This window comes from Pseudomonas lundensis (assembly GCF_015377145.2).
In the GTDB taxonomy this organism is placed as follows: domain Bacteria; phylum Pseudomonadota; class Gammaproteobacteria; order Pseudomonadales; family Pseudomonadaceae; genus Aquipseudomonas; species Aquipseudomonas lundensis.
Window position 1 is genome coordinate 105,990 of the sequence record NZ_CP062158.2, and the last position, 12,568, is coordinate 118,557.

At 59.5% G+C, this 12,568-nt stretch carries 12 protein-coding genes; 4 read left to right on the top strand and 8 right to left on the bottom strand.

Annotated elements, in window-relative coordinates; all coding sequences use genetic code 11:
* The first annotated feature begins 223 nt into the window (after positions 1-223).
* On the top strand, positions 224-2,233 hold the full coding sequence (rep, locus tag IF654_RS00695; protein WP_047278813.1) for a DNA helicase Rep: 2,010 nt from the start codon (positions 224-226) through the stop codon (positions 2,231-2,233).
* Positions 2,234-2,289: 56 nt separating this feature from the next.
* On the top strand, positions 2,290-2,862 hold the full coding sequence (locus IF654_RS00700; protein WP_047278811.1) for a xanthine phosphoribosyltransferase: 573 nt from the start codon (positions 2,290-2,292) through the stop codon (positions 2,860-2,862).
* Between the two features lie 69 nt (positions 2,863-2,931).
* Here the strand turns inward: IF654_RS00700 and IF654_RS00705 are convergent, their stop codons facing one another.
* From IF654_RS00705 to dadA, 7 genes are all read right to left on the bottom strand, one after another.
* Positions 2,932-4,860, bottom strand: a complete 1,929-nt coding sequence (locus tag IF654_RS00705; RefSeq protein ID WP_083333135.1) for an acetyl-CoA hydrolase/transferase C-terminal domain-containing protein — start codon at positions 4,858-4,860, stop codon at positions 2,932-2,934.
* Positions 4,861-4,970: 110 nt separating this feature from the next.
* Entirely contained in the window at positions 4,971-5,717 is a 747-nt protein-coding gene (locus IF654_RS00710) for an S-type pyocin domain-containing protein (RefSeq protein ID WP_052959445.1), read from the bottom strand.
* A gap of 299 nt (positions 5,718-6,016) precedes the next feature.
* A complete protein-coding gene (locus IF654_RS00715; RefSeq protein WP_047278804.1) occupies positions 6,017-6,427 on the bottom strand; it encodes a c-type cytochrome in 411 nt (136 codons plus the stop codon).
* A 182-nt stretch (positions 6,428-6,609) separates the two neighbouring features.
* Entirely contained in the window at positions 6,610-7,158 is a 549-nt protein-coding gene (locus IF654_RS00720) for a cupin domain-containing protein (RefSeq protein WP_047278802.1), read from the bottom strand.
* Between the two features lie 127 nt (positions 7,159-7,285).
* Positions 7,286-8,362: an alanine racemase gene (gene alr, locus IF654_RS00725; protein WP_047279581.1), complete on the bottom strand. Its 1,077-nt coding sequence runs from the start codon at positions 8,360-8,362 to the stop codon at positions 7,286-7,288.
* A gap of 98 nt (positions 8,363-8,460) precedes the next feature.
* Positions 8,461-8,814, bottom strand: a complete 354-nt coding sequence (locus IF654_RS00730; RefSeq protein ID WP_047278798.1) for a RidA family protein — start codon at positions 8,812-8,814, stop codon at positions 8,461-8,463.
* Positions 8,786-10,087 (bottom strand): D-amino acid dehydrogenase, encoded by a 1,302-nt coding sequence (dadA, locus tag IF654_RS00735; protein WP_047278796.1) that lies wholly within the window; start codon positions 10,085-10,087, stop codon positions 8,786-8,788. The genes IF654_RS00730 and dadA overlap by 29 nt, the downstream gene beginning before the upstream one ends.
* 156 nt (positions 10,088-10,243) lie before the next feature.
* On the opposite strand from dadA, the gene IF654_RS00740 reads away from it, so the two are divergent.
* Positions 10,244-10,732, top strand: a complete 489-nt coding sequence (locus tag IF654_RS00740) for an Lrp/AsnC ligand binding domain-containing protein (protein ID WP_047278794.1) — start codon at positions 10,244-10,246, stop codon at positions 10,730-10,732.
* A 24-nt stretch (positions 10,733-10,756) separates the two neighbouring features.
* Here IF654_RS00740 and IF654_RS00745 read toward each other — a convergent pair whose 3' ends face one another.
* Positions 10,757-11,110 (bottom strand): YkgJ family cysteine cluster protein, encoded by a 354-nt coding sequence (locus IF654_RS00745; RefSeq protein ID WP_047278792.1) that lies wholly within the window; start codon positions 11,108-11,110, stop codon positions 10,757-10,759.
* A gap of 147 nt (positions 11,111-11,257) precedes the next feature.
* On the opposite strand from IF654_RS00745, the gene IF654_RS00750 reads away from it, so the two are divergent.
* On the top strand, positions 11,258-12,559 hold the full coding sequence (locus IF654_RS00750) for an NAD(P)/FAD-dependent oxidoreductase (RefSeq protein ID WP_094987324.1): 1,302 nt from the start codon (positions 11,258-11,260) through the stop codon (positions 12,557-12,559).
* Positions 12,560-12,568: the final 9 nt, after the last annotated feature.

Consider the following 12,568-nt stretch of genomic DNA (forward strand, 5'->3'; position numbering starts at 1 on the left):
ATTATGACGCGCCGACGACCAATGGCAAATGACATTGGTTATCAAATACATATTTGTGGTCCACCTCTCACGGTAGCCTCAAATCCGCCCGGCATCCTGCGCGAAAGTAACAAAAGCAGCAAATTTAGACAGAGTGCTACGTCACACTGTCGCAGAGTGGCAGCAATATTTGCTCAGCCTGTTAAAATGCCCGCCCTTTTCAGATACGACCCCCTGACTCGTCATGTCCCGACTCAATCCCCGGCAGCAAGAAGCCGTGAGCTACGTCGGCGGCCCTCTTTTGGTGCTCGCCGGCGCGGGCTCGGGCAAAACCAGCGTGATTACCCGCAAAATCGCGCACTTGATCCAGAACTGTGGCATCCGCGCCCAGTACATCGTCGCCATGACCTTTACCAACAAGGCGGCGCGCGAGATGAAGGAACGGGTCGGCACATTGCTCAAAAAGGGCGAGGGCCGTGGCCTGACAGTGAGTACGTTTCACAACCTGGGGCTCAACATCATCCGCAAGGAGCATGCGCGGCTGGGCTACAAGCCGGGTTTTTCGATCTTTGACGAAGCGGACGTCAAAGCGCTGATGACCGACATCATGCAGAAGGAGTACTCGGGCGACGACGGGGTCGATGAAATCAAGAACATGATCGGCTCGTGGAAAAACGACCTGATCCTGCCCGCCAAGGCCCTCGAAGACGCCCGCAACCCCAAGGAACAGACGGCCGCCATTGTCTACACCCACTACCAGCGCACGCTCAAGGCGTACAACGCGGTGGACTTTGACGACCTGATCCTGTTGCCCGTCAAGCTGTTCGAAGAGCACGCCGACATCCTTGAAAAGTGGCAGAACAAGGTGCGTTACCTGTTGGTGGACGAATACCAGGACACCAACGCCAGCCAGTATTTGCTGGTCAAGTACCTGATTGGCACGCGCAACCAGTTCACCGTGGTGGGCGACGACGACCAGTCGATCTACGCCTGGCGCGGCGCCCGCCCGGAAAACCTGATGTTGCTCAAGGACGATTACCCGTCCCTGAAAGTGGTGATGCTGGAGCAAAACTATCGCTCCACCAGCCGCATCCTGCGCTGTGCCAACGTGCTCATTTCCAACAACCCGCACGCGTTCGAGAAGCAACTGTGGAGCGAGATGGGCCATGGCGACGAAGTGCGGGTCATTCGCTGCCGCAACGAAGACGCAGAAGCCGAGCGCGTGGCGGTTGAAATCCTCACGTTGCACTTGCGCACCGACCGGCCCTACAGCGACTTTGCGATCCTCTATCGCGGGAACTATCAGGCCAAACTGATTGAGCTGAAATTGCAGCACCATCAGATTCCGTATCGTCTGTCCGGCGGTAACAGCTTCTTCGGACGTCAGGAAGTCAAAGACCTGATGGCCTATTTCCGCTTGATCGTGAACCCGGATGACGACAACGCCTTCCTGCGGGTGATTAACGTGCCGCGCCGGGAAATCGGTTCCACGACGCTGGAAAAACTCGGCAACTACGCCACCGAACGCAAAATTTCGATGTACGCGGCCACCGACGAAATCGGCCTGGGCGAGCACCTCGACACCCGTTACACCGACCGACTGGCACGCTTCAAGCGCTTCATGGACCGCATCCGCCAGCAGTGCGCGGGCGAAGACCCGATAGCCGCGCTGCGCAGCATGATCATGGACATCGACTACGAGAACTGGCTGCGCACCAACAGTTCGAGCGAGAAAGCGGCGGACTACCGCATGGCCAACGTCTGGTTTTTGGTCGAGGCGTTGAAAAACACCCTCGAAAAAGACGAAGACGGCGGCATGACCATCGAAGAGGCCATCGGCAAGCTGGTCTTGCGCGACATGCTCGAACGTCAGCAAGAAGAGGAAGACGGCGCCGAAGGCGTGCAGATGATGACCTTGCACGCGTCCAAGGGCCTGGAATTCCCCTACGTGTTCATCATGGGCATGGAAGAAGAAATCCTGCCGCACCGTTCCAGCATTGAAGCCGACACCATTGAAGAAGAACGGCGCCTGGCCTACGTCGGGATTACCCGCGCACGTCAGACGCTGGCGTTTACCTTTGCCGCCAAGCGTAAACAGTACGGCGAGATCATCGATTGCGCGCCTAGCCGCTTTCTGGATGAGCTGCCCCCGGACGACTTGGCCTGGGAAGGTAACGACGACACCCCTACCGAAGTTAAAGCGGTTCGCGGAAATACGGCATTGGCCGATATACGCGCCATGCTTAAACGCTAAAATCGACTATTTTTCACTCTACCTTCAGCGCATAAGCGCTATTTGAGGACGTTACGTTGGAAGCACTGCACAAGAAAATTCGCGAAGAAGGCATCGTGCTTTCCGATCAGGTTTTGAAGGTCGACGCCTTTTTGAACCATCAGATCGATCCGCAATTGATGAAAGAGATCGGCGACGAGTTCGCGCGTTTGTTCAAAGATGCGGGCATCACCAAGATCGTCACCATCGAAGCGTCGGGCATTGCGCCTGCGGTGATGACGGGTTTGAACCTGGGCGTGCCGGTGATTTTTGCCCGCAAGCACCAGTCGCTGACCCTGACTGAGAACCTGCTGACGGCGACCGTTTACTCGTTCACCAAGCAGACCGAAAGCACCGTTGCGATCTCGCCGCGTCACCTGAAAAGCACCGACCGCGTGCTGGTCATCGATGACTTCCTGGCCAACGGCAAGGCTTCGCAGGCACTGATTTCGATCATCAAGCAAGCGGGCGCCACGGTTGCAGGCCTTGGCATCGTGATCGAGAAGTCGTTTCAGGGCGGCCGTGCCGAACTGGACGCTCAGGGTTATCGCGTTGAGTCGCTGGCTCGGGTCAAGTCCCTGGCCGACGGCAAAGTGACCTTTATCGAGTAAGGCGTTGCCTCTTTAACCGCTGGCCACGCCGTGCGCCGCCAACGGTTAAAGCACGTGCGTGCCTGTGTTTCAGTGCGGCTTGGCGGTTGCCTGTAAACCCGCCAGCAGCAAGCGCTGATACAACTCTTCGCGCAGGCCAGTGGGCTTTGCCAGTTGCATGCGCGCCAGGTGCTCCGGGAAGGCATGGGGCGCGGGTGCGTCCAGCGTGGCCTTGCCCAGTTCATAGATCTGCGTGAGTTTGAATTTGCTCTTGAGCCAGTTCAGGGCTCGCAGCAGGTCTTGCTCCTGCGCGCTGAAATCACAGCCCAGCGGGTACTCCGGGAACAGGTGCGGATGGCGCGCGGCGATGGCGTGCAAGCGCTCCGGGCTGTTGTTGGCAAAGCGCGGATCCAGGCAAAAGTCTTTGGGCAGCTTGCCGATGTGCTGAGCCTGCTCGATGAGCGCGGTCTGAAAGCGTGAGTCCGTGATGTTGAGCAAGGCTTCGATGACCTTGCGGTCTGTCTTGCCGCGCAAATCAGCGATGCCGTATTCGGTGATCACGATGTCGCGCAGGTGGCGCGGGATGGTGCAGTGGCCATATTCCCAGACGATGTTGGAACTCACCTCCCCGCCCGACTCACGCCAGCTGCGCAGGATGATGACCGAGCGCGCGTCATGCAGGGCGTGCGCCTGCGCGACAAAGTTGTATTGCCCGCCCACGCCGCTGAGTACGCGGCCGTCTTGCAGTTGATCGGCCACCCCGGCGCCAAGCAGGGTCATGGTGAACGCGCTGTTCACAAAGCGCGCGTTGCGGCGTTGCAGGCGTTTCAATGCTTCCTGGCCGTACAGCTCGTTGATAAAGCTGATGGCGGTCATGTTGAATTCGCTGCGTTTGCTGTGAGGCACCTCCCGCAGGCGTTGGTAAAAACTGGCCGGGCCGAGGATGAAGCCGCCATGTACGCACACCCCGTCAGTGTGCAGGCTCTCGTCAAGCATGCCCGCGTTGGCGAGCGCCTGACGTTCGGCGTCCGGGTACACCTTGCGCCGCACGATGCCCGCGTCCACCAACACCATGAGCCCGTGGACAAACATTTCACTGCAACCGTACAAGCCTTGGGCGAAGGGCACGATGCCGCCTTCTGCCTCAATCAGGGGGTGCCAGGGGCTGATGTCCAGGTCGTCGAGCAAGGCGCGATAGCCTGCGTTGTCGGCCTGACGTGCCAGTAATGCCGCCACCAGCGCATCCCCCATGGCACCGATCCCGATCTGCAAGGTGCCGCCATCGCGCACCAGGGTGCTGGCGTGCAGGCCGATAAAGTGGTCTTGCAGGCTCACCGGCATATTGGGTGTGGAGAACAGCGTGGTGCGCTCATCCTCCTCGATGAGCAGGTCAAAATCGTCGGCTGTCATTTCGGCGTCGCCGGGCATGAACGGCAGGTCGCTGTGGACGTGGCCCAGCATCAGGATGGTCTCGCCCGCGGCCCGACGCTTGGCGATCATCGGCAGCAGATCCAGGGTGATGTCGGGGTTGCAGCTCAGGCTCAGGCGATGGGCATCCTGCGGATCACGGGCGATGAGTTGCGCGACCAGATTCAAGCCATTGGCATTGATGTCGCGGGCGGCGTGGCTGTAATTGCTGCTGACGTAGTCTTGTTGGGCCGACGGGCTGTTGAGCAGGCTGCCCGGCTGCATGAAGAATTGCTCGACGTGGATGTTGTCCGGGAGGCTGTTGCGGTGCAGGTCTGCGAGGTAGTCCAGCTCAATGTAGTCGCCAAACACCCGCTCGATGAACGGTTCGAGAAACTGCCTTTGCAGCCCTTCGCCCAGGGGCGGGCGGCCAAGGCTGAGGGCGGTGTAAATCGTCAGTCGGCGTTCGGGCAGTTGCCTGATGCGTTGGTAGAGCGCGTTGACGAAGCGATTGGCCTTGCCCAGACCCAGCGGTAAACCCAGGTGAATATGCGAGGGAAGCCGCGCCAATACGTCATCGACTGCGCGCTCGATTGAACAGGACTGCACCATCTGATCCTCCAAAACCATCCATGTGTAGAGATGTGACTGAGAGTGACGGGTGTTGGTTGCACTGACCAAGACTAACCCCGACCGGCCTGCCCGGAACAGGAACAGCGTGTTTAACCCACGCTGTGGATTTCGCCGGTTTCCGGCAAGCGCACGTTGATCGAAACATACACAGGCGCTCGGTGGGCAAGGCCGGGAAACCACACAATGGCGTCTTGATAGTCAGGCGGGTAGACGGGGTTGACCAGCATCGTGTCGGCCTGATCGGAGGGCGGGAACACCCAGGCGGCCGGTTTGAGGGATGCCCCTTCGAGGGGCGCAAGGGGGGCGATGGCCGACGGGTCGGGTGCGGGTTTCCAGCTTATTTCAAGGCCGTTGCCCACGCGGGCGACCCGTTGTTCAGCGTGCGCGTGTGCGGCGATGACGGGGACTCGCTGCCATTCTCTTTTGGTGCCGGTATAAAAACCGTAGGCGCTGATGGCGCCGTCGTGCAGATGTTTGACGGTCAACCTCACACGCGTGTTGCCTTCCGTGAGTTGGCCATATTGCTCGTGACGGTAGAACGCGCTGTCGCCCGAATTGGTGCTGGGCATCAGCACGGTGACGACGACCCGACTTCGCGGTGGGGCCTTCACGGCCAGGCTGCCCTGCAGGCGGGCGGCGAACAGCCTGGCGCTGAGAGAGCCGCCAATCCAGTGCAAATCCGTATGGTCACCGGCAATGCGGGTGTCGGTGCCCAGCACGGCAAATTCGCCGTACTGGGTCAGTGCCTCCACGGGGACGAACTCGTTGTAATTGCTGAAGTCCATCAGCCCGTCTGGCAGCGCACACGACTTGGCGAACACGCTGCCACGTGCCATCCCTGGCGGGCTTGCAGGTGCATTGAACGCCGGGACGGCCTTGCGCTGCCGGGTGCAGGCGCGACAGGGGCAAGGGGAATGAGATGAGGCCACACACGTTTCGTACACAGGCATGAGTCGCTGGATGGGTGTGTGGTGATGCTAGCGACATGCCGGTACGGGACACGTAGGAGAATTCTGAGTTTTCTGAGCGGTTTGTAACTTGGTCTTTCGGCCTTGCGGCGTAAGGGCCGTGGGCGGGGGTGAAACGGCAGGCACAAAAAAGCCGCCCATCAGCGGCTTTTTTGCAGGAGATCGGTTTATTTCAAACCGGACATCTTCTCGATGGCGCCTTTGAGGTCTTCATCGGAGCAACTTGTGCACGTGCCTTTGGGCGGCATGGCGTTGATCCCGGTGATGGCCTTGGCCAGGATGCCGTCAAGGCCGCCCTGGTGATCTGCGCGTTCTTTCCAGGCGGCGGTGTCACCGATTTTCGGTGCGCCCAACAGGCCTGTGCCATGGCACGCGTTGCAATGCTTGGCGATGATGTCGTCTGCCGACATACCGCCGCCGCCGACCGAGGCTGCAACTTCCATTCCTTTGCATTCTTGGCCTTCAATACACACTTTACCCACAGGCTCAAGACGTTTTGCGATGTCATCGTTCGTCGTTGCTTGAGCGTTGACTGCCCAAAGGGCCACTACTGCTGCTGGTACGGCCAGCATTTTCATAATTAGGTTCACGCGTTCACCCTCAATGGTGGCTAGTCACGCCCACAACCACGGTTTCGCGGGCGGGCGAAAGTATAACGGTTAGCCCGCCACTCTGAAACAACCCTAAAGTAGAAGGGGTCTTATAAGTGGCGAAATGCAACGTGGGCCGCCTCTGCAGGGCCTGCAGGGCGCCTCTTTTATTAGAAGTTCGCCGGGGTCGCTGCGCTGATTAGTCGCGCTGCGACGTCGAACGGATTACGAAAACGATGCGGCTTCGAACTCTCGAAATAGTAGCTGTCACCCGCCTCCAGCACGAACGTCTCAAGACCTACGGTCAATTCAAGACGACCTTCGAGCAAAATGCCGGTTTCTTCACCGTCGTGGGTCAGCATTTCGTCGCCGGTGTCGGCGCCCGGTGGGTAAATTTCGTTCAGGAAGGCAATGGCCCGGCTGGGGTGCGCGCGACCGACCAGTTTCATGGTCACGGCACCGTCGGAAATGTCGATCAGCTCATTGGCTTTATAGACAATCTGAGTCGGTGTTTCTTGAAGGATTTCTTCGGAAAAGAACTCGACCATCGACATCGGGATGCCGCTCAGCACTTTTCTCAACGAACTGATCGAAGGGCTGACACTGTTCTTTTCGATCATTGAAATGGTGCTATTGGTGACGCCCGCCCGTTTGGCGAGTTCACGCTGAGATAGCCCTTTCAGTTTGCGGATGGATTGCAGTCGTTCACCGACGTCCAATGCGGGAGCCTCCTGGGGTTCAGATTTAGGTCGAATGGGCGCCATCATGGCGATAGCGTTCAGTATTTACAACACTTCGACTTCAAACCTGCGCAACCGTTTGGCTCCTTATTTGGACGGTCTGCCATCAGCTCCCGGAATAGAGGCGTGGCACGCGTTTGAGGTTGCAAAAAATCTGGTAAGGAATGGTTTCAGCATGTGCTGCCACTTCACTGGCAAGGATGTGTTTACCCCACAATTCAACGGTAGACCCCAGACCCGCCTCTGGCACATCCGTCAGGTCGATGCACAGCATGTCCATCGACACGCGCCCCAGCAATTGGCTGCGTTGCCCGCCCACCCAAACCGGCGTGCCCGTGGGGGCGTGGCGTGGATAACCGTCGGCGTAGCCCATGGCCACAACGCCAATGCGCATGGGGCGGTCGGTGATGAAGCGGGCGCCATAGCCCACCGGTTCGCCGGCAGGCAATTCACGCACGCAAATGACCTTGGACTCCAGTGTCATCACCGGCTGCAAACGTTCAGCCAGCGCATGGGCTTCTTCGAACGGGGTGCTTCCATACAGCATCAGGCCAGGGCGTACCCAGTCGCTGGGCACACTCGGCCAGCCAAGCACCGCGGGCGAATTGCGCAGGCTCACTTCAGCGTTCAATTGAGCGCGGGCTGCTTCGAACACCGCCACCTGTTCTTCGCTGCGGCCGCATCCCAGTTCGTCTGCTCGGGAAAAGTGGCTCATCAACACCACCTTCGCAACGTTGGGGCTGGCGAGCAGGCGTTGGTAAGCCGCCTGAAAGTCCGCCGGATGCAGCCCGACGCGGTGCATGCCGGTGTCGAGCTTGAGCCAGACGTGAATCGGTCTGGCGAGCGTGCTGGCGAGGATGTCATCGAGTTGCCACAGCGAGTGCACCACGCACCACAGGTCGTGCTCGACGATCAGCGGCAGTTCATCCTGGGCGGTGAAAAAACCCTCCAGCAGCAGGATCGGGGCACGGATGCCCGCCTCGCGCAGCTCCAGGGCTTCTTCAATGCAGGCGACAGCGAAACCATCCGCCTCGCCCTCCAGCGCCTGGGCGCAGCGTACGGCGCCATGGCCGTAGGCATCGGCCTTGATCACGGCGAGGGCTTTGGCCCCCGTCACTTCGCGGGCCAATTGGTAGTTATGACGCAGGGCTTGAAGGTCGATCAGGGCACGGGCTGGGCGCATGGCGGGCTTCTAACGGCTAATGAATAAAAAAACGGCGCTACCCGCAGCGTTAACTGCGAGCTGCGCCGCAAGAGGGACTGTTACAAGGAGCAGAACAGTTAAGGCAGAGCTGCAATCACTGACAGCTCAACCAGAATTTCGGGTTCGCACAGCTTGGCTTCAACGGTGGCACGGGCCGGTTGCACACCTTTGGGCAGCCATTGGTCCCACACACGGTTCATGCCGGCAAAATCAGCATCGATGTCCTTGAGGTAGATGGTCACCGACAGGATGTGATGCTTGTCGGTGCCAGCCAAATCCAGCAGGCGCTCGATGTTAACCAGCGTTTCACGGGTTTGCTGCTCGACACCCGCATTCATGTCATCGCCGACTTGACCGGACAGGTACACCGTCCCGTTGTGGACGACGATCTGGCTCATGCGGTCATTGGTGAGCTGGCGCTGGATTGCCATGTTTAGCAGTCTCCTGGTGGTTGCCGTAACGCGAAATGTCGAGGCCTTCGGTGCTGATTTGTGGCGTTTTCTTGGCCATCACATCAGCCAGGTAACGACCGGAGCCGCACGCCATGGTCCAGCCGAGTGTGCCGTGGCCGGTGTTCAGGAACAGGTTCTTGAACGGGGTCGCACCGACAATCGGCGTGCCGTCTGGCGTGGTGGGACGCAAGCCGGTCCAGAAACTGGCCTGGCTCAAGTCACCGCCGCGAGGATAAAGGTCGTTGACGATCATCTCCAGGGTTTCGCGCCGACGCGGATTAAGCGAGAGGTCAAAACCGGCAATCTCGGCCATGCCGCCGACGCGAATACGGTTGTCGAAACGGGTGATCGCGACCTTGTAGGTCTCGTCGAGAATCGTCGAGGTCGGGGCCATGTCCGGGTGGGTGATCGGAATGGTCAACGAGTAACCCTTGAGCGGGTAAACCGGGGCCTTGATGCCCAGCGGCTTGAGCAGTTGTGGCGAGTAGCTGCCCAGCGCCAGCACGTAACGGTCGGCCGTTTCGAGCTTGCCGTCGATCATCACGCCGTTGATGCGGTCGCCCGCGTAGTCCAGACGCTGAATGTCCTGGCCGAAGCGGAATTCCACGCCCAGGTTCTTCGCCATTTCTGCCAGGCGGGTGGTGAACATCTGACAGTCGCCCGTCTGGTCATTCGGCAAGCGCAAAGCTCCGGCCAGAATGTCAGTGACGCTGGCCAGTGCAGGTTCGACGCGGGCAATGCCGTCGCGATCGAGCAGTTCGTAAGGAACGCCTGATTCTTTGAGGACGGCGATGTCTTTGGCGGCGCCATCGAGCTGCGCCTGGGTGCGGAACAGTTGAGTCGTACCCAGGTTGCGAGCCTCGTAGGCAATGCCGGTTTCGGCGCGCAGTTCATCCAGGCAGTCGCGGCTGTACTCAGACAGACGCACCATGCGCTCTTTGTTCACGGCATAACGGCTGGCGGTGCAGTTGCGCAGCATCTGCGCCATCCACAGGTATTGATCGATATTGGCGGTGGCCTTGATGGCCAAAGGCGCGTGGCGTTCGAGCAGCCATTTCATGGCTTTGAGCGGCACGCCCGGTGCAGCCCATGGTGAGGCATAGCCGGGTGAAACCTGGCCTGCGTTGGCAAAGCTGGTTTCCATTGCAACGGCGGGCTGACGGTCGACCACGACCACTTCAAAGCCGGCTCGGGCCAGATAATAGGCGCTGGCAGTACCAATGACGCCGCCACCCAATACCATAACTCGCATATTTATATCCCTCATCGCGGCCAGCCGCAGACGTTTATTGTTCAAAGCGAAGATGGGCGCAGTATATGAACCATTGGCTAGTGGAATTCACTGTATAAATGGCTATATTTGGCGACAATTCTCGGCTTAAACGCTTTTGACAAAGGAGATTCTCCTATGCGCACAAATCACCAAACAAAGCGTGAACTGGACAAGATCGATCGCAATATTTTGCGCATTTTGCAGGCCGACGGCCGCATCTCGTTTACTGAACTGGGGGAGAAGGTCGGGCTGTCGACCACGCCGTGTACCGAGCGGGTGCGCAGGCTGGAGCGCGAAGGGATCATCATGGGTTACAACGCCCGGCTCAACCCGCAGCATTTGCAGGGCAGTTTGCTGGTGTTCGTTGAGATCAGCCTCGACTACAAGTCAGGCGACACCTTTGATGAGTTCCGACGTGCCGTGCTGAAACTTCCCCATGTGCTGGAGTGCCATCTGGTGTCAGGGGATTTTGACTATCTGGTGAAAGCGCGCATCAGCGAGATGGCGTCTTATCGCAAGTTGCTGGGGGACATTCTGTTGAAACTGCCCCACGTGCGCGAATCCAAAAGTTACATCGTGATGGAAGAAGTCAAAGAAAGCCTGAACCTGCCGATCCCGGATTGAACCTGAGGGGGCTGCCGCGAGCGTTCAGACCAGCACTTGCCGGGTGGTGGCGATGTATTCGTGCACCAGCTTTTCGGCGCTCGGATGAATCATCTCCACAGGGCGTCGGCCATTGGGGCACGGCAATGTCGGGGTGGTGCCGAACAGGCGGCAGATCAACGGGCGCTCTTCATACACCGTGCAACCGTTCGGCCCCAGGTGTACGCAATTGAGCTCGTCCATGGCCGCCGCCTGTTCGGCCGCTGTTTTGCGCGGCAGACGCGCCATTTCTTCGGACGAGGTGGTCACGGGCCCGCAGCAGTCGTGGCAACCCGGTACGCATTCGAACGACGGGATTTGCTGCCTGAGAAAGCGGATTTTGTGACTGTTACAGCTCATTCAGCGCGTACCGATGTTGAAAAGGCCACAGAGTCTGCCTGAAAACCCCTGCCCTAGACAGCGCCGTCCAGCTGTTCTTGCCCCACGGGAAGGGCACGGCTTATGCTCCGTCAAATTTTCCAAACACAAATAATCAGGATCCCGCACATGAACGCCCCTGTTCAGCGCAGCCAGCACACCGCTTCTTATTACGCCGCCAGCAGCTTGCCGCAGCCCGACCATCCGGTGCTGCAAGGTGAGTTTGTGGCGGATGTGTGCGTGGTGGGCGGGGGCTTTTCGGGGCTGAACACGGCGCTGGAGCTGGCTGAGCGCGGCATGAGCGTGATCGTGCTCGAAGCGCACAAGATCGGCTGGGGCGCCAGTGGGCGCAACGGCGGGCAGCTCATTCGCGGCGTAGGCCATGGCCTTGAGCAGTTTGAAGGCATCATCGGCAAAGACGGCGTGCGCCAGATGAAGCTGATGGGGCTTGAGGCGGTGGAAATCGTTCGCCAGCGCGTGGAGCGGTTCAATATCGCTTGCGACCTGACCTGGGGGTACTGCGACCTCGCCAATAAGCCGCGCGACCTTGAAGGTTTTGCCGAAGAGGCTGAAGCGTTGCGCGCGCTGGGTTATCGCCATGAAACCCGTCTGCTGCAAGCCCATGAAGTGCGCAGCGTGGTCGGGTCTGACCGATATGTGGGCGGGTTGATTGACATGGGGTCTGGCCACCTGCACCCGCTCAATCTGGCTTTGGGTGAAGCGGCCGCCGCCGTGCAATCAGGTGTACAGCTGTTTGAGCATTCAGCGGTGACGCGCATTGATTACGGCCCCGAAGTGCGGGTCCACACAGCCCGGGGGACCGTGCGTGCCAAGAGCCTGGTGTTGGGCTGCAACGCTTACCTGAAAGACCTCAACCCACAATTGAGCGGCAAGGTGCTGCCCGCAGGCAGTTACATCATTGCCACCGAGCCGCTGAGCGAAGCGCAGGCCCACGCGTTGTTGCCGCAGAACATGGCGGTCTGCGATCAGCGTGTGGCATTGGACTACTACCGTCTTTCCGCCGACCGACGCCTGCTGTTCGGCGGTGCCTGCCACTATTCAGGACGCGACCCACAGGACATCGCGGCCTACATGCGCCCGAAAATGCTGGAGGTGTTCCCGCATCTGAAAGACGTCCGCATCGATTACCAGTGGGGCGGCATGATTGGGATTGGCGCGAACCGTTTGCCGCAGATCGGCCGCTTGCCTGATCAGCCGAACGTGTACTTTGCTCAGGCGTATTCCGGGCATGGCGTGAACGCCACGCATTTGGCGGGCAAGCTGCTGGCCGAAGCCATCAGCGGACAACACAGCGATGGCTTCGACCTGTTCGCCAAGGTGCCGCACATCACCTTCCCGGGTGGCAAATACTTGCGTTCTCCCCTGCTCGCACTCGGGATGCTGTGGCACCGTCTCAAAGAGCTGCGTTGAGCCCAGGCG